26 protein-coding genes, 1 tRNA gene and 1 pseudogene are annotated in these 26,558 nt (G+C 62.9%); 14 read left to right on the forward strand and 14 right to left on the reverse strand.

Going from position 1 to position 26,558, the window contains the following annotated elements; genetic code table 11:
* Positions 1 to 73: 73 nt before the first annotated feature.
* Positions 74 to 158 (reverse strand) — tRNA-Leu (locus ACH6CV_RS08960).
* A 150-nt stretch (positions 159 to 308) separates the two neighbouring features.
* Between ACH6CV_RS08960 and ACH6CV_RS08965 the strand changes: the two genes are divergently transcribed.
* Positions 309 to 1,004, forward strand: coding sequence for a D-lyxose/D-mannose family sugar isomerase (locus ACH6CV_RS08965; RefSeq protein ID WP_456357843.1), 696 nt, complete (start codon positions 309 to 311; stop codon positions 1,002 to 1,004).
* A 114-nt stretch (positions 1,005 to 1,118) separates the two neighbouring features.
* On the opposite strand, the gene ACH6CV_RS08970 is transcribed toward ACH6CV_RS08965, so the two are convergent.
* The 3 genes from ACH6CV_RS08970 to ACH6CV_RS08980 form a co-directional block, all read right to left on the reverse strand.
* Complete coding sequence (locus tag ACH6CV_RS08970; protein WP_456357844.1) at positions 1,119 to 1,775, reverse strand: SdpI family protein; 657 nt, start codon at positions 1,773 to 1,775, stop codon at positions 1,119 to 1,121.
* A complete protein-coding gene (locus tag ACH6CV_RS08975) occupies positions 1,772 to 2,041 on the reverse strand; it encodes an autorepressor SdpR family transcription factor (protein WP_456357845.1) in 270 nt (89 codons plus the stop codon). The genes ACH6CV_RS08970 and ACH6CV_RS08975 overlap by 4 nt, the downstream gene beginning before the upstream one ends.
* Positions 2,042 to 2,164: 123 nt before the next feature.
* Positions 2,165 to 4,159 (reverse strand): thioredoxin domain-containing protein, encoded by a 1,995-nt coding sequence (locus tag ACH6CV_RS08980; RefSeq protein ID WP_456357846.1) that lies wholly within the window; start codon positions 4,157 to 4,159, stop codon positions 2,165 to 2,167.
* Positions 4,160 to 4,316: 157 nt separating this feature from the next.
* On the opposite strand from ACH6CV_RS08980, the gene ACH6CV_RS08985 reads away from it, so the two are divergent.
* Genes ACH6CV_RS08985 through ACH6CV_RS08995 form a run of 3 tightly spaced genes read left to right on the forward strand, consistent with a single transcriptional unit; the run spans position 4,317 to position 7,863 of the window.
* Positions 4,317 to 4,976, forward strand: a complete 660-nt coding sequence (locus ACH6CV_RS08985; protein ID WP_456357847.1) for a response regulator transcription factor — start codon at positions 4,317 to 4,319, stop codon at positions 4,974 to 4,976.
* On the forward strand, positions 4,973 to 6,418 hold the full coding sequence (locus ACH6CV_RS08990) for a sensor histidine kinase (protein ID WP_456357848.1): 1,446 nt from the start codon (positions 4,973 to 4,975) through the stop codon (positions 6,416 to 6,418). The genes ACH6CV_RS08985 and ACH6CV_RS08990 overlap by 4 nt, the downstream gene beginning before the upstream one ends.
* Positions 6,415 to 7,863 (forward strand): hypothetical protein, encoded by a 1,449-nt coding sequence (locus ACH6CV_RS08995; protein ID WP_456357849.1) that lies wholly within the window; start codon positions 6,415 to 6,417, stop codon positions 7,861 to 7,863. The genes ACH6CV_RS08990 and ACH6CV_RS08995 overlap by 4 nt, the downstream gene beginning before the upstream one ends.
* 164 nt (positions 7,864 to 8,027) lie before the next feature.
* Here the strand turns inward: ACH6CV_RS08995 and ACH6CV_RS09000 are convergent.
* Positions 8,028 to 8,198, reverse strand: a pseudogene (locus tag ACH6CV_RS09000) (DUF255 domain-containing protein); the annotation flags it as partial.
* Positions 8,199 to 8,382: 184 nt separating this feature from the next.
* Between ACH6CV_RS09000 and ACH6CV_RS09005 the strand changes: the two are divergent.
* Entirely contained in the window at positions 8,383 to 9,525 is a 1,143-nt protein-coding gene (locus tag ACH6CV_RS09005; RefSeq protein WP_456357850.1) for a dimethylarginine dimethylaminohydrolase family protein, read from the forward strand.
* Positions 9,526 to 9,700: 175 nt separating this feature from the next.
* On the opposite strand, the gene ACH6CV_RS09010 is transcribed toward ACH6CV_RS09005, so the two are convergent.
* Together ACH6CV_RS09010 and ACH6CV_RS09015 are read right to left on the reverse strand one after the other, a co-directional pair.
* Entirely contained in the window at positions 9,701 to 9,838 is a 138-nt protein-coding gene (locus tag ACH6CV_RS09010; protein ID WP_456357851.1) for a hypothetical protein, read from the reverse strand.
* Positions 9,839 to 9,902: 64 nt separating this feature from the next.
* Entirely contained in the window at positions 9,903 to 11,324 is a 1,422-nt protein-coding gene (locus ACH6CV_RS09015) for an FAD-dependent oxidoreductase (RefSeq protein ID WP_456357852.1), read from the reverse strand.
* A 554-nt stretch (positions 11,325 to 11,878) separates the two neighbouring features.
* Here ACH6CV_RS09015 and thrS point away from each other — a divergent pair.
* On the forward strand, positions 11,879 to 13,780 hold the full coding sequence (thrS, locus tag ACH6CV_RS09020) for a threonine--tRNA ligase (RefSeq protein WP_456357853.1): 1,902 nt from the start codon (positions 11,879 to 11,881) through the stop codon (positions 13,778 to 13,780).
* Between the two features lie 264 nt (positions 13,781 to 14,044).
* Entirely contained in the window at positions 14,045 to 14,896 is an 852-nt protein-coding gene (locus tag ACH6CV_RS09025) for a hypothetical protein (RefSeq protein ID WP_456357854.1), read from the forward strand.
* Between the two features lie 85 nt (positions 14,897 to 14,981).
* Here the strand turns inward: ACH6CV_RS09025 and ACH6CV_RS09030 are convergent, their stop codons facing one another.
* The 4 genes from ACH6CV_RS09030 to ACH6CV_RS09045 all read right to left on the reverse strand — a co-directional run bounded on the left by ACH6CV_RS09030 (position 14,982) and on the right by ACH6CV_RS09045 (position 18,747).
* A complete protein-coding gene (locus tag ACH6CV_RS09030; protein ID WP_456357855.1) occupies positions 14,982 to 15,488 on the reverse strand; it encodes a Gx transporter family protein in 507 nt (168 codons plus the stop codon).
* Positions 15,485 to 16,048: a NusG domain II-containing protein gene (locus ACH6CV_RS09035; RefSeq protein WP_456357856.1), complete on the reverse strand. Its 564-nt coding sequence runs from the start codon at positions 16,046 to 16,048 to the stop codon at positions 15,485 to 15,487. The genes ACH6CV_RS09030 and ACH6CV_RS09035 overlap by 4 nt, the downstream gene beginning before the upstream one ends.
* Positions 16,049 to 16,897: 849 nt before the next feature.
* Entirely contained in the window at positions 16,898 to 17,305 is a 408-nt protein-coding gene (locus ACH6CV_RS09040) for a hypothetical protein (protein ID WP_456357857.1), read from the reverse strand.
* A gap of 119 nt (positions 17,306 to 17,424) precedes the next feature.
* The gene (locus ACH6CV_RS09045) at positions 17,425 to 18,747 is read right to left on the reverse strand and encodes an aspartate kinase (protein ID WP_456357858.1); all 1,323 of its coding nucleotides are present in this window, start codon (positions 18,745 to 18,747) and stop codon (positions 17,425 to 17,427) included.
* 359 nt (positions 18,748 to 19,106) lie between these two features.
* Here ACH6CV_RS09045 and ACH6CV_RS09050 point away from each other — a divergent pair, with 359 nt between their 5' ends.
* The 5 genes from ACH6CV_RS09050 (at position 19,107) to ACH6CV_RS09070 (ending at position 23,677) form a co-directional block, all read left to right on the forward strand.
* Positions 19,107 to 19,847 carry a TrmH family RNA methyltransferase gene (locus ACH6CV_RS09050; RefSeq protein WP_456357859.1) on the forward strand — a complete coding sequence of 247 codons (741 nt, stop codon included), beginning with the start codon at positions 19,107 to 19,109 and terminating at the stop codon, positions 19,845 to 19,847.
* A complete protein-coding gene (locus ACH6CV_RS09055) occupies positions 19,837 to 20,406 on the forward strand; it encodes a TIGR01440 family protein (RefSeq protein WP_456357860.1) in 570 nt (189 codons plus the stop codon). The genes ACH6CV_RS09050 and ACH6CV_RS09055 overlap by 11 nt, the downstream gene beginning before the upstream one ends.
* A gap of 52 nt (positions 20,407 to 20,458) precedes the next feature.
* A complete protein-coding gene (locus ACH6CV_RS09060; protein WP_456357861.1) occupies positions 20,459 to 21,280 on the forward strand; it encodes a hypothetical protein in 822 nt (273 codons plus the stop codon).
* A 58-nt stretch (positions 21,281 to 21,338) separates the two neighbouring features.
* Positions 21,339 to 22,034 (forward strand): zinc metallopeptidase, encoded by a 696-nt coding sequence (locus tag ACH6CV_RS09065; RefSeq protein WP_456357862.1) that lies wholly within the window; start codon positions 21,339 to 21,341, stop codon positions 22,032 to 22,034.
* A 437-nt stretch (positions 22,035 to 22,471) separates the two neighbouring features.
* Positions 22,472 to 23,677: an EAL and HDOD domain-containing protein gene (locus ACH6CV_RS09070; RefSeq protein ID WP_456357863.1), complete on the forward strand. Its 1,206-nt coding sequence runs from the start codon at positions 22,472 to 22,474 to the stop codon at positions 23,675 to 23,677.
* A 216-nt stretch (positions 23,678 to 23,893) separates the two neighbouring features.
* On the opposite strand, the gene ACH6CV_RS09075 is transcribed toward ACH6CV_RS09070, so the two are convergent.
* The 3 genes from ACH6CV_RS09075 to ACH6CV_RS09085 all read right to left on the reverse strand — a co-directional run bounded on the left by ACH6CV_RS09075 (position 23,894) and on the right by ACH6CV_RS09085 (position 25,505).
* On the reverse strand, positions 23,894 to 24,172 hold the full coding sequence (locus ACH6CV_RS09075; protein ID WP_456357864.1) for a zinc-ribbon domain containing protein: 279 nt from the start codon (positions 24,170 to 24,172) through the stop codon (positions 23,894 to 23,896).
* A 359-nt stretch (positions 24,173 to 24,531) separates the two neighbouring features.
* Positions 24,532 to 25,275 carry a ComF family protein gene (locus tag ACH6CV_RS09080; RefSeq protein WP_456357865.1) on the reverse strand — a complete coding sequence of 248 codons (744 nt, stop codon included), beginning with the start codon at positions 25,273 to 25,275 and terminating at the stop codon, positions 24,532 to 24,534.
* On the reverse strand, positions 25,272 to 25,505 hold the full coding sequence (locus tag ACH6CV_RS09085; protein ID WP_456357866.1) for a helix-turn-helix domain-containing protein: 234 nt from the start codon (positions 25,503 to 25,505) through the stop codon (positions 25,272 to 25,274). The genes ACH6CV_RS09080 and ACH6CV_RS09085 overlap by 4 nt, the downstream gene beginning before the upstream one ends.
* A gap of 140 nt (positions 25,506 to 25,645) precedes the next feature.
* Between ACH6CV_RS09085 and ACH6CV_RS09090 the strand changes: the two genes are divergently transcribed.
* Both ACH6CV_RS09090 and yfcE read left to right on the forward strand, forming a co-directional pair.
* Positions 25,646 to 25,930, forward strand: a complete 285-nt coding sequence (locus tag ACH6CV_RS09090) for a hypothetical protein (RefSeq protein WP_456357867.1) — start codon at positions 25,646 to 25,648, stop codon at positions 25,928 to 25,930.
* A complete protein-coding gene (yfcE, locus tag ACH6CV_RS09095; protein WP_456357868.1) occupies positions 25,927 to 26,472 on the forward strand; it encodes a phosphodiesterase in 546 nt (181 codons plus the stop codon). Before ACH6CV_RS09090 ends, yfcE begins: the two co-directional genes overlap by 4 nt.
* Positions 26,473 to 26,558 lie beyond the last annotated feature (86 nt).

Genomic DNA, 26,558 nt, shown 5'->3' on the forward strand with positions numbered 1-26,558 from the left:
ACAAAAACGCCCCGGAGCCCAGCAACCACGGGCTTTTCATAGGGAAAGGCCCGTCCTCATTGGACGGGCCTTTTGGTGCGGTCGACGGGACTTGAACCCGTACTCCTTGCAGAACACGCCCCTCAAACGTGCGCGTATGCCAATTCCGCCACGACCGCATGTCGCTGTGCAACAGAGATCATTATACCGGGAGCGCGACCGTTTGTCAACAGATTTTGTGGCAAAAAACAAGACATCCCCGGGTTGCCAATACCCGGGCGGTGCGCTATACTTATGTGGCATACCGACAAAATGGGGAGGATTGCATCATGAAACGATCGGAAGTCAACGCCTGGATTCGCTGGTCGAACGAGTTGCTTGAGAAAAACAACATCCGCCTGCCCGAGCTGGCCTACTGGTCGCTCGACGAGTGGCGCGCGCATAAGGATCGGATCGGGGGCATCCGCAAGACGATGCTGGGCTGGGACATCAGTGATTACGGCCGCGGCGAATTCGAGCGGCTGGGCGCGGTGCTGTTCACGGTGCGCAACGGCCTGGTTACCGACCCGTCGGTCGGCGTGCCCTACTGCGAGAAGTACATCCTGATGAAGGACGGCCAGCGCCTGCCCAAGCACTACCATGTCTACAAGACCGAGGATATCATCAACCGCGCCGGCGGCACGCTGGCGCTGACGCTCTACGCCGTCGATCCCTTGACCGGCCGCGAGACCGGCGAGCCGGTCAGCGTGTACATGGACGGCATCGAACACACCTTCAAGACCGGCGAGACCATCTTGGTCAACAAGGGCGGAAGCGTCACCCTGCCGCCCTACGTCGCGCACATCTTCGGGCCCCTGCCCGGCGGCGGCGACCTGGTGGTCGGCGAGGTCTCCAAGATCAACGACGACGTGACCGACAACTACTTCCTCGAGGAGATCGCCCGCTTCGCCGAGATCGAGGAAGACGAAGCCCCGCTGCATCCGCTGTGCAACGAGTACGACGCGCTGCTGGCGCGGGTGGAATGAAATTTACCCTGAGGGCAAGCGAAACGCGCCCATAGCGCGCGAAATGTGTTGAGGCACATGGGAGAGGGCGCCCTCCCATGTGCCTCAACGCATTTCACACCGAGCAGCGATATTTCATTCGGCCTCATGCCGCTGCTTATACAGCCCCCGAGCATAGAAGACCGGCAGCAGCACGAAGACCGCCAGCGCGCCGAAGAACAGGATAAACGCGGCTTTTTCGTGTCCGGCCACCCCGGCGAGCCCCCCGGCGATCATCACCGCGCCCAGCGCCACGCCCGCGTAGCCCATCAGCCGGTGCGTCTTGTTCCACACCACCTCGTCCTTGAGCGTCCAGAGAATCTTGAAGCCCAGGGTGCGGTTTCGCTTAACCTTGCCCATCAGGTTGCTCATATACACCATCAGCAGGCCGAGCGCCACGAAGATCAGGCTGAAATGCCGGGGCTGGACGTGCTCGCCCGAGCGAGCGGCCAGCAGCGCCACCCAACCCACGGCCCCCAGCGCCAGCGCGATCATCGGGATGAGCCGATCCTCGACCGCCCGGTTGCACACAATGCGCTCGTTGTGCCTCGTCAGGCGGATGTACAGCAAATATAGCCCCATCACCAGCAGCGGCAGCGCGCCCGTGAGCAGGTACCACCAGCGGCTGCCCAGCCGGTCGACTTCGCCCATAAGATTGAAATGCACCGGCACGGTGTCAGGCAGCGCGCCGATCACCCAGACCGCCAGCAGCAGGTTCACAACCGCCAGCAAAAAATACAGCATGCGTTTCATGATTCCTCGCCCCTTCCCGTCAGGTTGGCCAGCAATTCCATCAGGTCCTCGAGCACGCTGGTGCTCAGCGCGTACACCACGTTTTGCCCTGCCTTGGTCGCGCGCACCAGCCCCGCTTGCTTCAGGATGCTCAGGTGGTGGCTGATCGACGGCTTGCTCATGTCAAACCGCGCCGCGATTTCGCCCGCGTTCATGTCGCCTACGCGCAGCATTTCGAGAATCGCCCGCCGCGTCGGGTCGCCCATCGCGTTCCAGGCATCGCCCATGCCGTTCGCCCCCTTCATTTAGATATTTAGAAGATTATCTAACTAAACCAATTATATGCGCCGCCCCCGCCGTTGTCAAGCGGGGCGGCGCGATTTAACGAAGTTGCAAGCGGGGTAGACCGACTACGCGAAGCCCGGCGGCAATTGCTCGAACGCGTCGACCGGCTGGCCGCACGCGCCCCTCTGGCAGGGGTAGAGCCGCGCGCCCGCGGCGGGCAGGGGATAGTCGGCGGTGAAGGGCGCGAGGCGATCGAGCGCTTGGGCGTTGCCCGGCGTTTTGACGAGGACGTACAGCGCCCGGTCGCCCGAGGCCGACAGGCGTTCGCGCACGACACGCGCCGCGTCCTCGTCCGCGCAGGCGCACACCAATTCGCGCGAGGGGGTCAAGTGGCGCGCCGCGACCAGCAGCGCGAACGCGCAAGCCCCCGGGTGGCTGCGCGCCGCGGCGCACAGCGTGCGCAGCTGCCGCTCGGCGGCCTCGCGCCAACGCGGTTGGGCGGTGTAGCGACCCAGCTCCAGCATTGCCAGCGCGGCCACCGCGTTGCCCGAGGGCATAGCGCCGTCGTAGAATTCCTTGGGCCGATGGATCAGCCCGGCGTCCGCCGCGTTCAGGAAGAAGCCGCCGTTTTCGGCGTCACGGAACCGTTCGACCAAGATACGGGCCAGCGCCTCGGCCGCGATAAGCAGCGACGGGTCGAGCGCGGCGCGGTACAGCTCGATCAGCCCCCAGGCCAGAAAGGCGTAGTCGTCGAGCAGCCCGTCGCCCGCCGCCTGGCCGTCCGCCCAGCGGATGAACAGCCGTCCGTCGGCATCTTGCATGTGCGCCCGGATGAAATCCCACGCCTTAAGCGCCGCGTCGCGGTAGCGTGGGGCGTTCAACGCCCGGGCGGCGCGCGAGAGCGCCGCGATCATCAGAGCGTTCCAGGCGGTCAGCACCTTGCGGTCGGTGCCCAGCGCCATGCGGTCCTTGCGGTAGGCGTAGAGCGCCGCTCGGGCCGGAGCGAGCGCCGCGTCGTCGCCCTCCCAGCCTTCGTTGCCCAGCAGGTTCAGGATGTTGCGCCCCTCGAAATTGCCCGCTTCCGTTGCGCCGTACCAATCGGCCAACTCGGGTCCGGCCACGCGCTCCAGCTCCGCGCGCTCGAACAAATAGAACGCGCCTTCGCCGCCCTCGCTGTCGGCGTCCTGCGCGCTGAAGAAGCCGCCGCCCTCGCTCGTCAGCTCGCGCAGCACGTAGTCCGCCGTGCGCTCGGCCGCGACGCGATAGACCTTTCGCCCGGTCAGCGCATATGCCTCGGCGTAGGCGTAGGTCAAAAGCGCGTTGTCGTAGAGCATCTTCTCGAAGTGGGGGATCAGCCAGCGTCGGTCGGTGGCGTAGCGCGCGAACCCGCCGCCGACGTGGTCGAACAACCCGCCGCGGTACATCATCGCAAGCTGCCGCTCCGCCATAGGCAGCGCCTCGGCATCATCCGGCGCCTGTTCCATCAACAGCAGCAGATTTTGCGGCATCGGAAACCGGGGCGGCGCGCCGAAGCCGCCGTCCTTCGCGTCAAACGAGCGCTTGAGTCCGTCTACCGCGCGCGCAATCAGCGCCCGGTCGGGCGCTCGCTCGCCGGGGTTTTCCTCCCTGGCGAGGTGCTCGGCCAGCCGGGCGCCCGACGCCTCCACCGCCGCGCGGTCCTCCCGCCACAGCTTGGTCGCGCGCCGGAGCAGGCTCATCAACTGGGGCTTCGTCAGGTAGGTGCCGGCGAAGAACGGCCGGCCCTCGCTCGTCGCCAGCACGGTCAGCGGCCAGCCGCCAGATAAGTTCATCGCCATGCAGGCGTCCATGTACACCTTGTCGATGTCGGGCCGTTCTTCGCGGTCGAGCTTGATTGCGACGTAACCCTCGCGCAGCCATTGCGCCACTTCCTCGTCCTCGAACGACTCGTGGGCCATGACGTGGCACCAGTGGCAAGTGGAATACCCGATGGACAGGAAGACCATCTTGTCTTCGCGCCGTGCTTCTTCAAAAGCGTCGTCCCGCCACGGCCACCAATCGACGGGGTTGCTTGCGTGCTGCAGCAGGTAGGGGGATTTTTCATTGGCCAATCTGTTGAGGGTTGCATTTTTGTGGGTCATTTGGGATCACCTTCTATATCAAAAACTATAGTCATGCTTTTATTATCACCATTTTTCGCCCGCTCCATTCTATGGATCATGGTTAAGAGCATTTGTTACAACTTATTGAATATCCTCAGCGTCATATGTGGTACACTACACCCGCGGAGGTGTGGAGATGAAGCACATACTCATCGTAGAAGACGAGCGTCCGATCAACGATCTTATGGAGATGAGCCTGCGCATTGCAGGATACCGTGTCACGCAGGTTTTTAATGGGTCTGAGGCTTTGGATGCGCTGAACACGCACTCGTTTGACCTGATGCTGCTCGATCTGATGTTACCTGGTATTGACGGCCTTGATTTACTGAAGCACATCCGTGAACGGCGCTTGCCGGTGATTATCGTCTCTGCGCGAATAAACCTCGCGGATCGGGTCAATGGGTTGGCGCAGGGCGCGGACGATTATTTGGTGAAGCCATTTGAACCGCTGGAGTTGGTTGCGCGCGTGGAGGCGCTACTCAGACGCGCATCACCGGGTGCGTCCGAAATCCATCTGCGCGGCCTGACCATTCACCCAGATGAGCAGCGCGTTCGGCGCGATGGCTGTGAGATCGCGCTTACCAACCTCGAATTCCAACTGTTGATGGCGTTTGTCCGCCGCCCGGGGGTCGTGTTTTCGCGTGAACAGCTGTTGGCACAGGTGTGGGGCATCGATTATATGGGCGAGACGCGCACTGTGGACGTACATATCCAGCGCCTGAGAAAAAAGCTTAATTGGGAGCGGGTGATCACGACCGCGCACCGGTCGGGCTATCGATTGGAGGAAGAAGAATGAGCTTCCGATCGAAGTTGCTGCTGTGCGTCCTGCTGCTGGTAACCATCACGCTGGATGCTTGTCTGTTGCTGGCGGTGCGCCAAAGCACACAATTGAATTTGGACCGCGAGCGGGCGCGCGCACTGGCAAGCCATTATGATTTGATTCGGTCCGCGTCCGGCCATCTGCACTCGCTCCCAGACAGTGCGGACGCGATGAACACACTGCCGCTGGTTCATAACCTGCTGGTGCGCAATCTGGCCGGTGCGAGGCTTAGCTGGTATGTGGATGGTTTACCGGCGCTGAATGATGCGCCGGCATCCGTGCCGGAAGAGCTGCTTGAAGCGGATGGGCTCCGGCGCACCGTCGTCAGTGGCGGGTGGCTATATGCGGCGTCCAGCCTGCCCACGCCTTATCAGAACATCACACTGCTCAGCGCCACAAGCCTGCTACCGCTGATGGAGAGAAACAGGCAACTTACACAGCAGATGCTGATCATGGCGATGGCCGCTTCGGCGCTTTTGCTGCTATTGTCCTGGGTGCTGCTGTCCGGCCTGCTCGCGCCCGTTGCGCGACTGTCGGGTGCCATGCGCCGGGCAATGGACGGAGATTTTTCCGTGCGGGTCAAGGTTAAGGGAAATAGCGAGTTGGCGCAGCTATCGCGCGGGTTTAATCGCATGGCACATACGACTGAGCAGCACATCGCGGAGCTTTATGAATCTGTCCAGCGCAGCCAACGGTTCGCGGACAACTTGGCGCACGAGATGCGCACGCCCGTCACTTCGATAGGCGGTTGCGCGCGCTTGCTGCTGGAGCAGCCGCTAGAGGAGGCTGACCAGCGCAGGGCGCTTAAGTACATTGCCACAGAGAGCATCAGGATGCAGAAGATGAGCGAGGCGCTGTTGACGCTGGCGGGGATCAGGCAGGACGGCATCCGGCTTGAACCTGCGCCTGTGAGCCTCTTGCTTGAGCATGTCGCGCAAGCAACCGCACCGGAGCTTGATCAGAAGCATTTGCGCCTATGTGTCACTTGCCAGTTGGATAATCTGATCTGCGACGCGGCGCTGATCGAGGCCTTGCTGATCAACCTGATCGTGAACAGCGTGCGCGCGTCCGAACCCAATGGGCAGATAAAACTGAGCGCCGGGATACACCATGGCGCGGCATGCCTTACGGTCAGCGATCGTGGGCGTGGCATGACAGAGGAACAAGCCAATCACGCCACGGAGCCCTTTTACCGCACCGACAGAGCGCGCTCCCGCGAGCATGGCGGCGCAGGGCTGGGGCTGGCGCTCGTGAATCAGATTGCGCAGGCGCATGGTGCGACGCTCCACATTGAAAGCGCGCCGGGTAGCGGCACCACGGTCCGGGTCGAGTTTACAGCCCACTTACAACCGTGTGAGGACGCGGTTACACCAAATCCCCTAAACTTGAACCATAGAAAGGGGATGCGACAAACATGAAGAACAAGCATGGAATCCTGTCTGTGCTGTTGGCACTGGCTCTACTGTTGGGCAACGCGCTGATACTGCCCCGGCTATTGGCATACGCGCAGGGGTTGCCGGACGGCGAGGTGGTCACGCAGCAACCCGCGGCGGGCGGCGAGCGCGTACCACTGCCGAAGTTGCCGGAGGGATTTGGGGAACCGTACAAACTGGCGTTTTCGCGGCCGTTGAGCGAAGGCGAACAGCAGATTTGGGATGCACTGCTGGCGGAGATGGGCGACGACTACGATACTTGGTCGGGATATCCCGGCACTGATCTGACATATACCCAGCGGGTATATGACGACCTGATCGAGTTCTGGCGTACGGTATATAATGCGAGCGCATTTGAGCGATATCAGGAGAAGACCAAGATCGGGGGCGGAGCACCCGGCACGATATTGATCGACTACGGCACGGCCACGGTATGCGTCGGTGATGATCCGCTCACCCGCGAGACCGCGCTTCCATTGGTGAGAATGATCGCACCGGTCAGCGGCGTTTCGAGGGACGACGTATGCATGTCCGAGCTGGACGTGGCTTTTGAGGATGTTTACTGGCAATTCAACTGGATGGAGCCGCAAAAGAATGCGTACTATTCTACGACGCGCAGTCTGACCGGCAACGAGTTTTTGAACCAGAGCCGCCTCAAAACCGAGTACTTGCTCAGCGGGCTGCGCCCGGGTACGCCATTGGCAATCTCAGAGACGCCGGACGGTAAACTGTGGATGGACGAACAGAACACCATCCACTTGCCCATGCAGTATGAGTTGACGGACGACGAAATGCTAAACTACATCGAATTGGTGGACTCGCTCACACGTCGGGCGGTACTTCACGAGGTGCCGGATATGATCACTCAGCAGCAGGCGGAACAGCTCGCCAGGGATTGGGCGAAAAAGCTGTTTGACATGGACACGGGCGAGTTGTTTGTATTCACAGGGCTGTATGACGATGATTTCTTCGGAGGATCAAATGGTCAGCCTGTCTGGCGGGTGAAAATTGGACCGGAGGACATGTTGATTTGCCAACAACGCGCCGGTGATACGTTCGATGGCTACGAGATCATTCTGAATGTCCGGGATGGTACGCTGGATTCGGCGTCGCGATTCCATCATAATGGCAACGTTGGTGTGCGGATGGACAGGACCATTCAAGAGGTCAAGTCTGATCTGGAAAAGAAGGCCGTTGGAATTACCATGACATTGTTTGAAGGCGGCAAGAAACCGGAGAAGACCGTTATCAACACCTACAGCTTCGTGGAAGCGAAGAACAGCTGCAACGAAGACGTGGACATGATGCACGAGATCAGTTATGTGGTGAGCATGCCCGATGGCGTTGACCATGAATTGAACTTCACCACTTACGATTATGCGCTGACTTATTATCGGTACTGGCCGGATGGCTGCCGGAATATGGGTTAGCACACCCATGCAACCAGCCTGAGAAACATCGCCTGATGGGTCATGGTTGACGCCCTTTCCAAGAGTCCGAAGTCTGATGATTCCGGACTCTTTTTCACACCGCCAATGATTCACCTGTTCGAGATGCAAATGAGTATGGAATGGCGTCATTGGCGAACATGTCACCAGTGACAGGTGGAGCGGCCGATGCTCGGGAATATCGGCTTGTTTTCCCGTCGCGCCTTTACAAAAGCGACATCGCCCCGCTCCATCCAATCAACCGGGTTATAGGCGTGCTGAAGCAGATAGGGCGATTTGCTATTGATTAGTCCATTGGGTATTCTGTTACCGTTCATGGGATCACCTCCTTGCATCACGCAAATTCAAATCCAATATCAATACAATATCATTTCCATTGCGTGCCCAAACAATTCTATCAATAAATCTAAGCATTCTTTATGATAGGAAACCGTTGATCCCATATGACTTTCATGGTATAATGGCATAGAAATGGGAATCAACGCATAGGGGGATGCCACAATGTTGAAGCGCCATTCTAACTCGGTTCATGTCATCATGGCGGTTCTAACCATTGTATGTTCGTTTTCAACAACGCTGGCAGCGTATGCGGATATTCTTAATGAAACCGGGACGACGAAAACACATGTTTATATCGGCAGCGAATACGGCGCGCTAAAAGAAGTGGTCGTAGGCGAGGCCAGCGGCCTCAACCCATCCCTGGAGGCGGCATGGCTTCAGGAAGCGCTGAAGGTGTTGCCGGAGGCTGAACAAAAGGTTGCGATAGACAACGCCGGGAAAAGCTGGGATGAGTGTATTGTCGGTGCGGAAAGCGGCATAACGGAATACGACTTAATCAAGGCGGAAAACGATGAATTTGTCAGAATCCTGGAAAGCCTTGGTGTGACAGTTTACCGCCCAACGCTCCTCAGCCAACAGGATGTGGAAACTCTCTATGGCAGTGAGGCGTTGATTAACGGTTATTCTCAGGATTTTCCCCGGGATAACCTGATAATCATAGGAAATAATGTCATTGAAGCCAACTTGCGTACACCGCTGAGAAGAACGGATATTGAAGGGCTCCGGTCATTGCTTACGGAGAAATGTAGCGTGGCGCAGGTCAAGTGGACGGCTATGCCGCATATGCCTTTGCTTGGCGAATATTCCAACGATTCGCCGCTGCTTGAAGGCGGCGACATCATCGTATTGGGCAAAACCATACTGGTTGGCAATTCTGCAAACGCGTCGGTAGGCTCGAATGAAGCGGGCTATGAGTGGCTGAAAAACTATCTGGGTAATGAATATGACGTGGTCAGGGTTCCGCTTTGCGAAAATGTCCTGCATCTGGACTGCGCCCTATCCGTACCACGGAACGGGCTTGCGATCATATGCCCCGATGCATTCGAAGAAGGCATACCTGAAATATTGATGGATTGGGATTTGATCGAAGTCGGCATGGAAAAGCTCCAGTACCTTGTGGTAAATGGACTTCCAATCGATGAGAACACTTACGTCATGGGATATAACGAAAACGAAGACAACTCCGAAATCAAGGAGGCGCTGGAGAAACGCGGTATTACGGTTTATCCGATATTCTTTGGCGCGCATAATGCGCAGGGCGGTTCTTTGCGCTGCGCTACGCAGGCACTATTGCGCGAGGATTAACCGAGGCGTGTCGCTGCCATGGCCTGCCCCCAATTGTTGTGCCAAAACGAACGTCAGGAAATGCCGGCAATCGGCGTAGGAACCCTTGCTGCTGCCCGGCTGTATCGCAACGGATTCCGGCTCGGCCATCAAGGGCGGCGAAGTCGTTTGTCCTTGATTGGGCAAAACGGCTGTGCTACTGATATCCCCCGGATGGCGCGCATGGCGGCAGCTTGTTTGTTTTATTTCTTTTACGACCTCTTCTCTCGGAAATTCCTTCCCGCCAAAGCCCATTCAGGGCTTGGCTTTTTATTTGCTGGCTGTTGCCGTTCATGCGATCACCTCCCCGGGCTATCCAGGCTCATTTCTTATGCCAATGATCCCCCTTTTCTATGAGCCTACGCATCCGGCGCAACCTCGGCATCCCGCTGCGCCGGGCCGTCGAGCAGCCGGCCGTCGACGTCGAAGCGCGAGCCGTGGCAGGGGCAGTCCCAGGTGATATCGTCGGCGTTCCAGTTCAGGCGGCAGCCCATGTGCGTGCAGGCGGGCGAGGCCAGGTGGATGTGCCCGTTTTTGTCCCGATAGACGGCGGCGGCACGGCCCTCCCACAGCATGATGCGCGCCTCGCCCGGCGTGAGCGGGGTTTGCGACGCGTCCGGGGGAATCAGCCGGGCGGACAGGCCCTGAACCGCCGCGCCCGCGCCTTCGAGCACGCCCGGCAGCACGCCGAGCGGCGAGCGAGCCGGGTCGAACGCGCGCGCCCAGTCAGGCGGCTCGCGCCCGCGGATCAGGTCGGTCAGCGCGATCGCGGCGGCCATCGAACCCGTCATGCCCCACTTGCGAAAGCCGGTGGCCACATACAGCCCATCGGCGCCCGGCGCATAGCGTCCCGCGTAGGGCAGGTGGTCGGCGCTGACGGCGTCCTGCGCCGACCAGCGCGCCGCCACCCGCGCGCCCGGGTACAGCTGCGCGATCCACTGGTCGAGCCGCGCAAACTGCGTGCCCTCGTTGTGGCCGGTCGGCTCGTCGCCGATCAGGATGACCGTGTAGCGCCCGTACGGTCGAATCGACAGCCCGCCGGGCGCCGCGTCCAGGTGCATGGCCTCGGGCGGCGGGACGCCCTCGATCGCGGCCGCAAAGCTGCGCGACTGGCGCAGGTGCAGGAAGTAGAGGCCCGGCGCATTGATAAACGGGTAGTTGGTCGCGACGATGATGTGCGGGGCCCTTACCTCGCCGCGGGCGGTCGCGACGCGCCCGGCCGTAACATGCAGCGCGCGGCTGTGCTCGTAGATCGTCAGGCCTTCCGCGATCGCGCGCGCGTAGCGCAGCGGGTGGAAACAGGCCTGCGCCCCGAGCCCTACCGCGCCCGCGAGCGAAAGTTTGAGTTCTGTCTCGTCGGCCCAGAACGCGTCCAGCCCCGCTTCGCGCATGGCCTCGAGCTCTTCGCGCAGCGGTTGTCCGTCCTCGAGCGCGAACAGGTAGTGGTCGCGCTGCTCCAGAGCGAAGTCGTACCGTTTGGCCAGTTGCCGATAGCGTTCGAGCGCCATGCGCTGGGCTTCGGCGTAGTGCGCCGCATGCTTCCCGAGCTTGCTGTATACGATCTCCTGCCCGGCGCTGATCTTGCCGGTGGTGCGCGCGGTCTGACCGCCGGCGATGCGCTCGGCCTCGAGTACCACCACGCGCGCGCCCGCCTCCGACAAAAGGCGCGCGCAGTTGAGCCCGGCCAGCCCCGCGCCGATTACGCATACGTCGGCGTCCACCTTTTCTTCGAGCGCCGCGCGCGGCTCGATGGAGACCTCCTGTTCCCAGATCGACGGCATGTACATCGCCCTCCCGTAGCGATAGTGTGCGGGGGGAAGGCGCGATTTATACCGTCGCGGGGATAGGGTGCCGACCGGAACCATTTCCGCATCCATCAGGGAATGAACACAAAGGCGATCGGCCACCTTCTCCAGGGATGCGAAGATCCCGTTTTAAAGCCTTTCCTGCGGAATCGGTTGCGCAGGAATCAACTGCGGCTCACGCCATCCTTCGCCCCCTGCGCGTTGCCGGCGCTTGGCCGGCGACGCGGCCTCAATCGTCCATGAGTATTAACTTGACACCGTCCATGAGCCGGGCCTATACTCTGACCATATCCATCCACCGGGATGACGGGGAACGATCGGGCCGGATTGCCGTGATAGAGAGAGCGCGCCGTGGCTGAAAGCGCGCTTGGCGGCGGGGCGCGTGGACCAGCCTCCGATCGGTGGCGCGTGGGCGCGATATCGCCCGCATAGAGCGGCCGCGTACGCGGTCAGTTGGGTGGAACCACGGGTAAACAAACCCGTCCCTTCGCGAGGGGCGGGTCATTTTCTTTTTGGGGAGGATGGTTCACATGATGCTTACGGTCAACGGCGAGGCACGCGAGTTTCGGGACGGCATGAACGCGCTGGACATCGCGGGCGAGATGCAGGGCGATTTGAAGAAGAAGGCGCTGATCGCGCGGCTGGACGGCGAGGTGATCTCGCTGGTTGCGCCGATTGCGGGCGGCAAGGAACTGGAAATCCTGGGCTTTGAGGACGCGGCGGGGCGGCACGCGCTCAGGCACACCGCCAGCCACGTGCTGGCGCAGGCGGTGCTGCGCCTGAACCCGAAGGCGAAGCTTGCGATCGGCCCGGCGATCGACAACGGGTTCTACTACGACTTCGACGTGGAAGAGCCGTTCACGCCCGACTTCCTGGCCGCGGTCGAGAAGGAAATGCAGAAGATCGTCAAGAAGAACGACCGGCTCGAGCGCTTCGAGCTGCCGCGCGGGGAGGCCATCGACTTCGTCGAGCAGCAGGGCCAGCCCTACAAGGCCGAGCTGATCCGCGACCTGCCCAGCGACGCGGTGATCTCGTTCTACAGACAGGGCGAGTTCACCGACCTGTGCGCGGGGCCGCACCTGCCCTCGACCGGCAAGGTCAAGGCGTTCAAACTCTTGAGCATCGCGGGCGCCTATTGGCGCGGCGACGAGAAGAACAAGATGCTGCAGCGCATCTACGGCACCGCCTTTTTTGACAAGGAGGAGCTCGACGAGTACCTTCGGCGGATGGAGGAGGCCAAGAAGCGCGACCACAGGCGGCTTGGGCGCGAGCTCGACCTGTTCGCCATATTCGACGAGGGCCCGGGCTTCCCGTTCTTTTTCCCGAAGGGCATGGTGCTCAGAAACGAGCTGGAGAAGTACTGGCGCGAGCTGCACGCCGAGCACGGCTATGTGGAGTGCCGCACGCCCATCATGCTGAACCAGCACCTGTGGGAGGAGTCGGGCCACTGGGACCACTACAAGGAGAACATCTACTCGACCAAGATCGACGATCAGACCTATTGCCTGAAGCCCATGAACTGTCCCGGCGGGATCCTGGTCTACAAGCGCAAGACCTGGAGCTACCGCGAGCTGCCGCTGCGCATGGGGGAGCTGGGCATCGTGCACCGCCACGAGCTGTCGGGCGCGATGCACGGGCTGATGCGGGTGCGCTGCTTCACGCAGGACGACGCGCACCTGTTCATCACGCCCGAGATGATTAAAGACGAGGTCATCGGCGTGCACAGGATGGACGACCTGGTCTACAACCTGTTCGGGTTCAAGTACCGCGTGGAGCTGTCCACCCGGCCCGAGAACTCGATGGGCACCGACGAGATGTGGGAAGCGGCGACCGCGGGCCTCAAGGGCGCGCTTGACGAGTTGGGCGTGCCTTACACGATCAACGAGGGCGACGGCGCGTTTTACGGGCCCAAGATCGACTACCACCTCGAAGACTCGATCGGGCGCACCTGGCAGTGCGGCACGATCCAGCTCGACATGAACATGCCCGAGCGCTTTGACATGAGCTACGTCGGCCCCGACGGCGAGAAGCACCGCCCGGTGATGCTGCACCGCACGATCTACGGCTCGATCGAGCGCTTCATCGGCATCCTGACCGAGCACTTCGCCGGCGCGTTCCCGCTGTGGCTGAGCCCGGTGCAGGCGAGGATCATGACGATCACAAACCGCGCCGACGACGCGGCCCGCGCGCTCGAGGCACGGCTCACCGCCGAGGGCATGCGGGTGGAACTGGATTTGCGCAACGAGAAGATCGGCTTCAAGATCCGTGAGGCGCAAATGCAGAAGACGCCCTATATGCTGGTGTTGGGCGACAAGGAGGCCGAGCAGGGCGCTTGCGCGGTGCGCTCGCGCAAGGAAGGCGACCTGGGCGTGATGGCGGTCGAGGACTTGGTCCGGAAGCTGCGCGCGGAGATTGATACCAAGGCACTCTAGGTAAGCGCCGATCAAATCCCACGCGCGATGGCGGCTGCCTTTTCGCCATCTCGCGCCCGCAAAATCCTCGACGTAGCAGCGCTACGTCGAGGATTTTGCGAGCACGATCTGACGAAAATTCAACTCGCCATCGCACGCGCGCTTTAATCAGCGATTACCTAGCATCCAAAGTCATCTTAAATAACCCCCGGCGATATTCCCGTCGAACGATAATTCGCCCGGCCCCCCCTGCATATAACCAATCCATGCGAGGGGGGCCGTTTTATGCGCGGATGGATTCGGACAAGCCTTGTGGCGGTGCTGTTGATGGCGGTGGGCATGGCGGGGGTTGGCGCGGGCGAAAAGACCGGAGCGGCCGGTGCAACCGGCGCGACCAGTGCAACTGGCGCGACCGGCGCGGTCGGGTGCACGGTGCGGCTGAAGCTTACCGCCGAGGCGGCGTTTGACGAGCCGCTGTCGCGCTGGCTTTCCGAGGTCGCGGGCATGGTGCGGCTGACGGTGCGCTCGGCGCGCTTTCCGGACGCGCGCTTGGCGGTGCTGTCACTGACGATGGGCGAGGTGCGCGCATTCGACCTGTCGCTTAGCAGCGAGCGGGGAGTGCTTACGCTGGACGGCTCGCTGCTCGATCAGCCGGCGAGGCTTTCGCCGCTCACCGATGTGACCGGTGCGGCCGACTGGGCGCAGGCGCTGTTGGGCGCCGCGGAATCGGTTGCGGCGATGCCCTCGCTGGGGCGTCAGGTCGCGTTGTCGGGCGAAGGGCTGGCGCGGGTACTCAAGCTGGCCGCCGTGCGGCTGCGCGCCTGGGCGGCGACCGCGCGCGCCACGGCGGGCCAGGCGTGCGAGTCGTGCGGGGCATGCGCGGTGTGCAAGCGGGTCGACGTGTCGGAGGCCGTCGCGCTGGTCGCGGACGCGCTGGCCGAGCGGTTCGATATGGTGGTGGATCAAAACGTGTTGGTGATCGAGGTCGTGCCGTTCGAACTGGCGGAACAGCCCGCGGCTGTGCGGCCGGCCGAACCGGCGCCCGACGACCTCAACGTGCGGCTGGTCAAGGATGGGCTGTGGGCGATCGCGCGGGCGATTGCGGGCAACGACGCGTCGGCCTGCAGGTCGCAATGAAATTCGCCGCGGCACATAGGGGGAGCCTCCCCCTATGTGCCGCGGCGAATTTCACATCGGCGTAGACGATATTTCATGCGCCCCATCAGGAGCGCGGCGGCCTCATCGACGGCGGCAACCTGCGCATCAGCAGCTGAGCGACCGAGCCGGTGACCGCGCCCATGATGCCGCCGACGACGATCAGGTAGGACATGGGCAGCAGCAGGTTGGTCCCGAGCATGGCCATGGCCACGGCCAGCTGGCCCACGTTGTGCAGCACCCCGCCCACCACGCCCACCCCGATGGGGCTGATGTCCTTGACGCGGTGCAGCAGCGCCATGCCGACCAAGCTGAGCAAGCCGCCTGCCAGGCTGTACAGCGTGGCGGGACCCAGGCCCGCGAATGTCACGCCCGACAGCAGCACCTTTGCGCCCATCAGCAAGAAGGAGTTGGGCACGCCCAGCCAATAGAGCGCGATCAGCAGCACGCTGTTGGACAGGCCCAGCTTGATGCCCGGCACCCCGGTAGGGATCATGTGCTCGATATAACCGGTGATCATCATCACCGCGACCAACAGCGCCGACAGCGCCAATCCCTTCGTGTTTAGCTTCATGCGCCCATGTCCTCGTAGGCCGCCTGCGCCTCCTCGGGCGTGAGCAGCTCCAGCACCACCTTGTTGGGCAGACAGATCACCATGTTGCCGAGGATGCGCATGTCCTTATTGTCCGTCGTGACCTCTCCCTGCTGCACGCAGTCCTGGTTGTCGCAGGTGGACGAGTGCATCGATACGCGGCCCGGGCCGATCGAGACGACGTTCTCCTGCCCGCCCGGCTGGCGGACGTCGTAGGTAGTATCTTCGATCAGCGGCAAGAGCGCGACGACCCGGCCGTTCGCGGTGATGCGCACGTAGGCCTCGGCCGGGCGCAGCGTGGGCCGCGGGGCCGGGGTGGGGGACAGGATCATCGAAGACAACGTCGGCCCCGGCGTCGGCCCCGGCGCGGGTTCCGATGCGGGCGTCGGCGCGGGTTCGGCGGTGGGCTGGGCGGTCGCCGCAGGCAACGGAGCGCCGCCGAACATCTTCGCCAGCATCCCCCGCCCCTGCGGCGCCGCCACAAACAATGCCACCGCCGCCGCCAACACCAACACGATGATCCAAGCATCCCGTCGCTTCATGAAAATGCGTCCTCCAAAGCAAAAACACTGTCCCGCAAATTATGGCGCATTGTGATGAATTCGTCAAGCGCAGTCGTGTTAGCGTTGGCCGGTAAAAAAGTGCCCGGCCCAAAAGCCGGACGATTTGCCATCCCTGTCCCCATAAGGCGGAAAGACGCCGTGGGCAGGAACCGGAAAGCGCCCTGCGGGGGCCACCACCCCGCCTGCGGGCACCCCTCCCGGGAGGGGAATAGGAAGGTAGCCATTCCCCTCCTCGGAGGGGTGGCGCGAAGCGACGGGGTGGTGAGCCTGATGGCAGAACACGAGAAGCGGGTACGGGGGCTTGGGGGTACGCCCTGCGGGGTTACGCCCTGCGGGGGCCACCACCCCGCCTGCGGGCACCCCTCCTGGGAGGGGAATGGGAAGGGCCGCCCGCACGGCAAGTCGCGCGACAAGCCCAAGCGACCTCAGATTACCTGGCGAGCGCGAAGCGCCTCGCCGTCCGTTCTTTCATCCCGTCGTTCCCCGCGTCCCCACCCCGGGGAACGGGGGGCCGCAGCCCCCGCCACAACGCGCCCACGGGCATGTACCGGGGGCGTGAATGCGATTGCGACCAAGGGAGGCCGCAGCCGACCGACTCGCAATCGCTTCCCGTCCGCCTGCCGCCCGGGAGGGCCCGCAGGCCCGAGAGGCAGGCGGCCCCGTCCCCCTCGTTCCCCCGCCTGCCGCCCGGAATTGCCCGCAGGCGATTCAGGCAGGCGGCCCCGTTCCCCCGTCACCCAACGGACTCGAAAGATTTCCGCCCGGCCGACCGGAAGCCCGCGAAGCGGGCAAACGGGCGACCGGGCGGAAAGATTTCGAGTCCCGGCGTCAGCCGATCATCGCCATACAATCCTGCGCGAACTGTGCCGCTCTTTCGAGGTCTTCACCCTGCGGGCCGGCTCCGAACAGGTGCTTGAGCGGCGCGCTCAGCGTCAGGTCCAGCACATTGACGCCCCGCGCGGTCAGCGCCCGGCGCATTTGCGCGAGCGCCTGCCCGGCGTTGCCGCAGTGGAACAGCGCCGCGTTGGTCACGCGGTTGGGGCTGAGCGCCGCGATGAAATCCATCGTCACCTTGTCGGCGCGGTGGCCTTCGCAGCCGAGGAACATCAGAGAGACGCTCTCGGGCATGTAGGCCGGCATCAGCGGCTCGCGCGTGCATTTGAGGCTATGCGCGATCGCCTGCGCGATCTGCGCCGCCGACTCCCGGGTGCTCACATAGTAGACGCGGGGCTTCATGGTTCGCCACCTCCATCCCAATGGACGTCAACGCCCCTATGATAGTACACCCGCGTGTTAAGACTCAAGGCTGGCAGACATTCTTCACCAGGTCGAAATAAATTCGTCATATCAGACGATCAGGTACGGGATCGTTCGACGAATTCGTCGTAAATCGCGCGGACCGCGTGCTCGAACTCGGCCACATCCACGCCGACGATGATGTTGAGCTCGCTCGAGCCCTGGTCGATCATGCGCACGTTGATGCCCTCGCGCGCAAGCGCTGAGAACAGCCGTGCCGCGGTGCCGGGCGTGCGCACCATGCCGCGCCCCACGGTGGCGATCAGCGCGAGGCCGCCGGACAGCTCGATGCTGTCGGGGTGAACGAGATCCTCGATGTGCTCGATCAGCTGCTCGCGCCGGTCCTTGAGCGCGGAGTCGGCGATGATGACGCACATCGTATCGATGCCGGTGGGCAGGTGCTCGAACGATACGCCGAAGTCCTCGAGCGCTTGCAGCACGCGCCGCCCGAAGCCGATCTCGCTGTTCATCATAGCCTTTTCAATCGAGAGCAGCGTGAAATTTTTGTGCCCGGCCACGCCGGTGATGGGGTTGGCGCCGCAGTCGTCGGCATTGACCACGATCAGCGTGCCCGGATCGTCGGGGGCGTTGGTGTTGCGGATGTTGATGGGGATGCCCGCCCTGCGCACCGGGAACACGCTGTCCTCGTGCAGCACCGTCGCGCCCATGTAGGACAGCTCGCGCAGCTCGCGGTAGGTCAGCTGTTCGATCCGATGCGGGTTGTCCACGATGCGCGGGTCGGCCATCAAAAAGCCCGACACGTCGGTCCAGTTCTCGTACAGATCGGCGTTCACGGCGCGCGCGATCACCGCGCCCGTGATGTCCGAGCCGCCGCGCGAGAAGGTGCGCACCTCGCCGCCCGGCAGAGAGCCGTAGAAGCCGGGCACGACCGCATACGCGTGCTTTTTGAGCTCCTCGGCCGCCAGTTCGTTGCTCCACTCGGCCGCGTAAGCCCCCTGGCGGTCGAACTTGAGCATGTCCTTGGGATCGACGAAGTCCCAGCCCAGGTAGCTCGCCAGCACCAGCCCCGAGAAGTACTCGCCGCGGCTGGCCGCGAAATCAGGCGAGGCGTCGGCCAATTGGCGGTCGGTCTCGTCGAGCAGCGGCTCGATGTCGAGCGCCAGGCCGAGCGATTGCACGATGCCTATGTAGCGCGCCTTGATCTTCGCGTACACCTCGGCGTAGGACTCCCCGCGCCGCGCCAGCTGGTAGCACCGGTAGAGCATATCGGTGATTTTTTCGTCGTCCGCTCCGCGCTTGCCCGGCGCCGACGGCACGACGTAGCGGCGCGATGGATCCGACAGCAGGATAGCCCTTACCTTTTGGAACTGGCCGGCGTCCGCCAGTGAGGACCCGCCAAACTTGCACACCTTTACGCCCATGTGACTCCTCCGTTCTCATATAGACAAATTAAAAACGGTGATTGGCATTATATAGTGCCTGCCGGAACCGGTCAAGCACATTCCTGTTAGGGTCACGCGCATCCGGCCGCAGCCGGATGCGCGTGAGGGGGGCTGCGGAACCGGATTGCTGAATTTTCCGCGGGAGATTCCGGGCGCAATCCGGCTGATGGAGGCCTCGGCCCGGAAATCCCCGGCGAGAGCGTAAGCGGTCCCCGCATTGTGTCTTATGCCTTATTCGAACAAGAGGTGACGATCGCAGGCGGTTGCATTTGCGCGCGCGTTGGGATAGAATATACTTGAAAAAGCGATTTGCGCCGATACAACCCGGAGGGATCATCGTGCCAAAGCTCGAACCGTACGACAGGAAACTTTCCTACAGCTACGCGCTGGGCGTGTTCCCGGCGCTCCATCTGCTTAACGCGCGCCCGGAAACGGTTGTGCGGCTGCTCACGCACCCGGACGGGGCGCGCAACGAAGGCGTGCTTAAGCTGAGCGAGCGCTGCCGCCTGCTCGGCATCCGCGAGGAGGAGGCCGAGCGCGTGATTCGGCGGGAGGCGCGCAAGGACAACTGCTACGCCGCGCTGGTGTTCGATAAGTACGAAGATGCGCTTCGGGCCGACCGTCCGCATGTGGTGCTGTGCCAGATTTCAGACTTCGGCAACCTGGGCACGGCGCTTAGGGCCTGCCTGGGCTTCGGGTTTGAGGATGTGGCGCTGATCCGCCCGTGCGCCGACGTGTTCGACCCGCGCGTGATCCGCGCGTCGATGGGCGCCATTTTCCAGATGAACGTGGCCGTGTTCGATTCGTTTGAGGCCTACCGCGCGCGCCATGCGGCCCACGCGCTCTATCCCTTCATGCTTACCGGCGCGCAGCCGCTGGGCAGCGCGGCGCGCGCGGCGCGCGCCCTGTACGCGCTGGTGTTCGGCAACGAGCAGACGGGGCTGCCCGCGCAATTTGCCGAGCTGGGTACGCCGGTATTTATTCCCCAATCGGACAAGATCGACTCGCTGAACCTGGCGATGGCGGTGTCGATCGGGACCTACGCGTTTCGCGCGGCGGAGGAAGAACATGGAGATTAAGCTTCAAACGGTATTCGAGCGGGTGACGCAGCTGGTGTGCGCGCTGCTCGATGAGAATCGGCCGGGCTTCTACCCGGTGCGGTTGCTGGCGGTCGGCTGCTCGTCGAGCGAGATCACGGGCGGGCTGATCGGACAGGCGTCCTCGCCCGAGGTGGGCGAGGCGGTGGCGCGCGCGGTGATCGAGGCATGCGCATCGCGCGGGGTGGACCCGGCGTTCCAGTGCTGCGAGCATCTCAACCGCGCGCTGGTGGTTAGGCGGCCCGTCGCCGAGCGTCTGGGCCTCGAGACGGTCTGGGTGGTGCCGCAGCCCAAGGCCGGCGGTTCGCTCGCCAGCGCGGCCTACCGTATGCTTACAGACGCGGTGGTGGTGGAATCGATCCGCGCCGACGCCGGGCTCGACATCGGCGGCACGCTGATCGGCATGCACCTGCGCCCGGTCGCGGTGCCGGTGCGGCTGAGCGTCGATCGCATAGGCGCGGCCCCCGTGCTGGCGGCGCGCACCCGTCCCAAGCTGATCGGCGGGGAGCGGGCGAGGTATGTAGATACCCGGCAGGCATAGCGCCCCGGCTCCCCGCATACCCTTCAAGACCAACGTGGCGGGGGGTGCTTTTGTGCAGCCGGTGCTGATGCTTGCGTCGAAGGTTAAGGGGCTGATCTACGTAAACGGCAGGCCGGTGGGGGAGACGAGCGGGGAGGCCGGCGCGACCGGCGCGGAGGCGGTGGTGCCGGTCGCGCCGCGCGGCGCGGTCTACGTGGAGCACCGCCCGCTGGTGAACGGCTACCTGCCGCTTGCGCGCCGGCTGACGCTGTCGGGCGGGCGGGTGATGCCGGGCTCGGTCAGCGAGGAGCCGGGGCTGGCGGCGGTGCTGTGGCCGGGCGGGGTGGTCGAGATCGAACTGACCCCCGAGCCGATCGCAGCCGCAGAGCCCGAAACACGGGGCACGGCGGCCGATCCCAACGCGGTGCAGATGGACGACGGCACGGTGCGGCTGGTGGAGACGCTTGACGACGTGGTGGGCCACGCGCGGCTCAGCGTGTTCGAGGCGACGGGCGGCGATTGGCGCTTGACGCACAGCGAAATCCTATGGGACGAGGGCGCGCCGCGCTGGCCGCAGACGAGCGAGGACGCGGCGCTGGCGGCGCTCGAGGCCTGGTTCCTGGGGCTTGAGGAGGAGGCGCGGGGTTACCTGACGCCCGCGCTGGCGCAGCGGCTGCCGGCGCTGATGGCGGAGCTGACGCAGGAAGGGACGCTGGGGGCGGTCAAGCTGCGCTACGCCGCGCCGGGCGCGCGCGCGGCGGTGGGGCTGGTGCGGATGGCGCACGCGCAATGCGCGTGGGTCTGCGCGCTGCAAACCCAGGCGGTGGCGATGGGCGGCCCGCAGGGAACGTGGCGCATTTCTGATATTTCCGTTGAATCGCCGAGCGGTTATTGATTTGCCGACCGGGGTATATTATACTTATCTGAACGTATCTCACAAGGGAGGTGGCGGCATGGTTTATCCGTATATGGATTGGACGATGCTGATTGTTCTGCCGGGGCTGTTGTTGGCGATGTTGGCGCAATTCAAGGTGAGCGGCGCGTTCAGGAAGTATGCGCAGGTGCGCTCGCGCTCGGGGTTGACGGGCGCGGAGGTGGCGCGGCGGATGCTGGATCGGGCGGGGCTGGGCTCGACGCGGGTGGAGTTGGTGCGGGGCCGGCTGACCGACCACTACGACCCGCGCGAACAGGTGCTCAGGCTGTCGGACGAAGTATACGCTTCGAGTTCGATCGCGGCGCTGGGCGTGGCGGCGCATGAGTGCGGCCACGCGCTGCAGCACGGCGAGGGCTACGCGCCGCTGGGGCTGCGCAGCGCGATCGTGCCGGTCGTGGGGATCGGCTCCAACCTGAGCTGGCCGCTGTTCCTGCTGGGGCTGGTGTTCAGCTGGGACCCGCTCATCTTGGCGGGAATCGCACTGTTCGCGCTGACGGTGGTGTTCACGCTGGTGACGCTGCCGGTGGAGTTCAACGCCAGCAGCCGCGCGCTGGCGGCGCTCGAGGGCGGCGGGTACCTGGACGGGGAGGAGCTGGTCGGCGCGCGGAAGGTGCTCAACGCCGCCGCGCTGACCTACGTGGCCTCGGCGCTGAGCGCGATTTTGCAGCTGGTGCGCCTGCTGGTGCTGTCGGGCAATCGCCGCAGCCGGGACTGATTCCGGACGGTCCTCAATGGGATCCTACCCGCATGGTTAACCGGCACTCCGGTGAGTTGCCGTCAATGAAGCGATTCGGTCCATGAAAAAGTTATTCATATCCTCGCTCACGCTTGTGGCGGTCGTCATCGCGGATGCGCATTTGTCGCGCCGATGCCGGCCGCCTCTGGTTATGTCATGCCAATCTCAACCATTCCCGCGCTCTGAGCTCGGCCGGCTTATTTTACGGGAAGCATCGGTCTAAAAAAGGCGAAACTCGGATCGATATATCATTTAACAATACCGGCGCGGTTTGTTGCCGGCGGCAGTCGGGCAGTATGCGCGTTGAAGCCCATTGGGCCAAGGCGTTTGCTGCGATGGTTCGGGCGATAAATCGATGTTGCATGGAGGGATAAAGTCGGACGTCGGCGTATTCACAGGATAAGGAGGGCCTGAAAATGGACATCTATGTGGCGCGGCAGCCGATCTTCGACCGGTATATGAAGGTATATGGGTACGAGCTTCTGTATCGCCGGGACAGGATGAACAGTTTTTCCGGAATGGACGACGACGTGGCCACGGCGGAATTGATCTACAACTCCTTCCTGGTGATGGGGCTCAATGACCTGACTGATGGCGCGCTGGCTTTCATCAATTTTTCAAAAGGCCTTATCGGCAGCGAGATCCCGTATCTCCTGCCCTGCGAAAATGTCGTGCTCGAGGTGGTCGAACGTGGCGAAGTAACACAGGCTACGGTCGAGGCCTGCAAGAGCCTCAGGGCCAAGGGGTACAAGGTGGCGCTGGACGATTTTGTCCCGGACGAGAACAACTTTGTTCTTCTGGAGCATACGGACATCGTCAAGGTGGAATTCCCGGCCGTCAGCATCCCGGAACAGCGCACTTTGCTAAAACAATTCGGCGCCGCCAAGACGTTCCTGGCCGAAAAGATCGAAACCAGAGAAGAATACAGGATTGCCGCCGATTTGGGGTATAGCCTCTTTCAGGGGTACTTTTTCAGCAAGCCCGCGATCATGAACGCAAAGGAGATCGGCAGCCTCAACACCGACCTTATTCAAATAATAAAAGAACTCAATGCGGAGGAACCGGATCTCAATGCGATCGCGGCGCATGTCGAACACGATCTCGGTCTTTCCTACAAATTGCTCCAACTCGTGAACTCCGTCTATTACGGGCCGGTCTACAGGATCAAGACAATCTGGCACGCGCTGATGTACCTGGGCGTCGAGGACCTGCGCCGTTGGTTCTCAATCATGATGCTCAAGGGCCTGAAGAACGTCGAAAACGCCGAAATGATTAAGGTTTCGCTGGCCCGGGCGAAGTTGATGGAGTTGCTGGTTGAGGAACTCGGCGACGCGGACCACCGATCGGAGTACTTTTTTACCGGCATGTTTTCTTTCATCGATGTCTTGTTGAACAAGCCTATGAAAGCGATACTCAAGGGGCTCCCGATATCGGACAAAACCAAGCGGGCGCTGCTTGCGGAGGATAACGAATACCGCAGGGTATTGGACTGCGTTATCGCAAGCGAACAGGGAAGATGGGGGGAGTTGGACGAGCAAAGCCCCGCGGGGAGCATCGGCGTAAAGCGGTTCATGGAGCTTACCCTCGAAGCGCTTAAGTGGGCAAGGCGGCTGGAATACTGAGGCGGCCGCAGACGGCCTCTTTGGCGCCTGCAATCTGCCTTGGCGACAGGCTTCCCGGTTGAGCCGCGCCGCGCGCCATCGCGGGCGGTCGGGATGCCAAGGCCGCCATCCGGCGCGTCGGGCGCGGATGCGCCGCCATAGACCCGTACATATGAAACGAGGCCGCCGCGCCCGAAAGCGCGACAGCCCCGTCCTCATCTGATCTGTCAGGCCGATTTATTGCCTCTTGGCGGCAAAACACTCGCTGCAGTAGATGGGTCGGTCGTTCTTGGGAATGAAGGGCACGCGCGTGGGCTTGCCACAGTCGGCACACACGGTGTCGAACATCTCGCGCGCCTCGCCGCTCGAGCGGTTCGCCTTGCGGCTGTCGCGGCAGCCCTTGCAGCGGGTGGGTTCGTTCTGGAAACCCTTCTCCGCGTAGAACGCCTGCTCGCCCGAGGTGAACACGAACTCACTGCCACAATCCCTGCAAACCAGCGTCTTGTCATCGAACATCGGAATTTCCCCCTGTATTGATAGTTGGGTCCCTTGGCTGCCTGGTTGCGCCTGTTCAGCTGACCTGGTCTTTGCCCCCACACCCGCCGGCCGGGGTGCTCGCTCCTAGGCCGAAGCCCCCCACTACGAACCCTCTCGGCGGCCGAAAATGACCGCCGGCCGGACTGACGTCTAAGCCGCACCATGCTCGCCGGCGCTTTGGCCGGTTTATGTGGGTCGTTTTGCCTGCGACTGGCATCGACTTTCAACCACAGACCTGAACAATGGCAACCACCGCTTATTATAGCGCATAGGCATGATTCGCGCAAGTGTTTTTTAACTGGGGTTTTACTCTTTTTATGTGGCAATGAGGCATTTCTTCACAAATGCCCATGCGGACCGGCCAGCGCGATCAGCATGACATCCAGCGCGCCTGCCTGTCTAAGCGCCTCGGCCGAGCAATTGGCTGTCTCGCCGGTGGTCAGCACGTCGTCCACCAGCAGCACCCGCTTGCCCAAGACCGCGCCGGTTGCGCGGAACGCGCCTTTCAGGTTGTGTCCGCGCCGGTTCGTCGCCAGGCGCGCCTGCTGGCGGGTGCGCCTGACGCGCGCGAGGCAAGCCTCGTCCACCGGCACGCGCAACTGCGCCGACAGCGCGCGCGCCAAGAGCGCCGCGTGGTTGAACCCGCGCGCGAGCAGCCGCGCCCGGTGCATGGGCACCGGCACCAGCAGGTCGAACGGGGGGAAGTTCTCGGCGATCACGGCGTTGGCCAGCTGCACGCCCATCCAGTCGACCAGGCGGTAGACGCCGCCGTACTTCATGTGCGCGATCATGCGCCGCACGGGCCGGGCGTAGAAATGCGTGTAGCGCGCAAACGACAGTCCGTCGGGCGGCCAAGCCCCGCACAGCGCGCAGCGCTTCCCGCCGCCCGTGGGCCGGCCGCAGCGCGGGCAGCGCTCGGCGGACATACGCGCCACCGGCATAAGCAGGTGCGCGCACTCGCCGCACAAAAAGCCGTCCTCCGCGCCCAGCGCGCTGTCGCAGCCCAGGCAGTTGGCCTGCGGCGGATACAGCAGCCCGAGCGCGCCCTCGAACCAAGCGCGCAGCCCCTCGCGCGCGCTCACAGCTTCGGGCGGCGGCTGCCCGGATAGGGCGTCCGTTCGTCGGTGCGGCCGATCAAATAATCGACGCTGGTGCCGTAGTAATCGGCCAGCTTGTCGGCCGCCGCCAGTGAAAGGGCGCATTTGCCCGATTCGTAACCCGAATAAGTGCTTTGACGCACATGTAGATAGGCTGCCAACTCCATCTGCGTCTTGTCTCCGTCCTCCCGCAGATCGCGCAAGCGCAGGTTCATAAATGCTCACCTCAAGTGCATTATGAAATATCGATACCACCTATATTCAATTTTATAGCTCATATTGATAATTGCTCTTTTCAACGGGCGGCGCTTGGGGTATAATCATGATAGGACAGAGAGGAAGGGAGGCGGCGCGCATGTTCACGCCGAAAAAGCCCCCGATCGAGGGCGCGGAACTGGTGACGACGGTGTATACCCCGGTGGACGCCGCGATCATCGAGGATCTGCTCCGGCAGGCGGACATCCCAAGCATCAGGCGGCCCAAACACGGCCTCGACCCGCTGCCGGTGCTGGCCGGATTCAGCGTGCTGGGCGAGGAAATTTACGCGGCGAGCGCGCAGGCGGACGAGGCGCGCGAGATTGTGCGCGCGTTCACCGAAGGCGGCGCGCAGATTCTGCACGGGGAAGACGAGCATTTATGAAGCTGATGATCGCGTCCGACCTGCACGGCTCTGACACCCATAGCGCCAAACTGATCGGCGCGTTCGAGCGGGAAGCGCCCGAGCGGCTGATCCTGCTGGGCGACCTTTTATACCACGGGCCGCGTAACGACCTGCCGGAAGGCTACGATCCGAGAAAGGTGTTTGAACGGCTGAACCTTCTCGCGGGGCGGTTGCTCGCCGTGCGCGGCAACTGCGACAGCGAAGTCGACCAGATGGTGCTGGACTTCCCGATCATGGCCGACTACGCGCTGGTCTACCATGCGGGCCGCGAGATCTTCCTGACCCACGGCCACCTGTTCGGCCCCGACAACCCGCCGCAGCTCCGCCCCGGCGATGCGTTGATATCCGGTCACACCCATGTCCCCACCTGGGATGAGCGCGCCGGCATATGGTACCTGAACCCCGGCTCGGTATCGCTGCCCAAGCAAGACACCCCGCATGGCTACATGGTGCTGGACGATGCGGGCTTCACCTGGAAAACGCTCGATGGCGCGCCGTATCACGCGCTTGCGCTGACCTGACCTAGGTAAGCGCTGATCAAATCCCACGCGCGATGGCGGCTGCCTTTTCGCCATCTCGCGCCCGCAAAATCCTCGACGTAGCGCTG

Origin of the sequence: Anaerozeibacter quisquiliarum (genome assembly GCF_051162045.1) — a bacterium.
In the GTDB taxonomy this organism is placed as follows: Bacteria; Bacillota; Clostridia; order Christensenellales; family Aristaeellaceae; genus Anaerozeibacter; species Anaerozeibacter quisquiliarum.

Coding starts and splice junctions, on each gene's coding strand:
- ACH6CV_RS08980 (WP_456357846.1), bottom strand. CDS start 4,159: ATGACCCACAAAAATGCAACCCTCAACAGATTGGCCAATGAAAAATCC.
- ACH6CV_RS09015 (WP_456357852.1), bottom strand. CDS start 11,324: ATGCCGTCGATCTGGGAACAGGAGGTCTCCATCGAGCCGCGCGCGGCG.
- thrS (WP_456357853.1), top strand. CDS start 11,879: ATGATGCTTACGGTCAACGGCGAGGCACGCGAGTTTCGGGACGGCATG.
- ACH6CV_RS09035 (WP_456357856.1), bottom strand. CDS start 16,048: ATGAAGCGACGGGATGCTTGGATCATCGTGTTGGTGTTGGCGGCGGCG.
- yfcE (WP_456357868.1), top strand. CDS start 25,927: ATGAAGCTGATGATCGCGTCCGACCTGCACGGCTCTGACACCCATAGC.
- ACH6CV_RS08990 (WP_456357848.1), top strand. CDS start 4,973: ATGAGCTTCCGATCGAAGTTGCTGCTGTGCGTCCTGCTGCTGGTAACC.
- ACH6CV_RS09025 (WP_456357854.1), top strand. CDS start 14,045: ATGCGCGGATGGATTCGGACAAGCCTTGTGGCGGTGCTGTTGATGGCG.
- ACH6CV_RS08970 (WP_456357844.1), bottom strand. CDS start 1,775: ATGAAACGCATGCTGTATTTTTTGCTGGCGGTTGTGAACCTGCTGCTG.
- ACH6CV_RS09065 (WP_456357862.1), top strand. CDS start 21,339: ATGGTTTATCCGTATATGGATTGGACGATGCTGATTGTTCTGCCGGGG.
- ACH6CV_RS09005 (WP_456357850.1), top strand. CDS start 8,383: ATGTTGAAGCGCCATTCTAACTCGGTTCATGTCATCATGGCGGTTCTA.
- ACH6CV_RS09030 (WP_456357855.1), bottom strand. CDS start 15,488: ATGAAGCTAAACACGAAGGGATTGGCGCTGTCGGCGCTGTTGGTCGCG.
- ACH6CV_RS08985 (WP_456357847.1), top strand. CDS start 4,317: ATGAAGCACATACTCATCGTAGAAGACGAGCGTCCGATCAACGATCTT.
- ACH6CV_RS09075 (WP_456357864.1), bottom strand. CDS start 24,172: ATGTTCGATGACAAGACGCTGGTTTGCAGGGATTGTGGCAGTGAGTTC.
- ACH6CV_RS09045 (WP_456357858.1), bottom strand. CDS start 18,747: ATGGGCGTAAAGGTGTGCAAGTTTGGCGGGTCCTCACTGGCGGACGCC.
- ACH6CV_RS09055 (WP_456357860.1), top strand. CDS start 19,837: ATGGAGATTAAGCTTCAAACGGTATTCGAGCGGGTGACGCAGCTGGTG.
- ACH6CV_RS08975 (WP_456357845.1), bottom strand. CDS start 2,041: ATGGGCGATGCCTGGAACGCGATGGGCGACCCGACGCGGCGGGCGATT.
- ACH6CV_RS09040 (WP_456357857.1), bottom strand. CDS start 17,305: ATGAAGCCCCGCGTCTACTATGTGAGCACCCGGGAGTCGGCGGCGCAG.
- ACH6CV_RS09070 (WP_456357863.1), top strand. CDS start 22,472: ATGGACATCTATGTGGCGCGGCAGCCGATCTTCGACCGGTATATGAAG.
- ACH6CV_RS08995 (WP_456357849.1), top strand. CDS start 6,415: ATGAAGAACAAGCATGGAATCCTGTCTGTGCTGTTGGCACTGGCTCTA.
- ACH6CV_RS09085 (WP_456357866.1), bottom strand. CDS start 25,505: ATGAACCTGCGCTTGCGCGATCTGCGGGAGGACGGAGACAAGACGCAG.
- ACH6CV_RS08965 (WP_456357843.1), top strand. CDS start 309: ATGAAACGATCGGAAGTCAACGCCTGGATTCGCTGGTCGAACGAGTTG.
- ACH6CV_RS09010 (WP_456357851.1), bottom strand. CDS start 9,838: ATGAACGGCAACAGCCAGCAAATAAAAAGCCAAGCCCTGAATGGGCTT.
- ACH6CV_RS09090 (WP_456357867.1), top strand. CDS start 25,646: ATGTTCACGCCGAAAAAGCCCCCGATCGAGGGCGCGGAACTGGTGACG.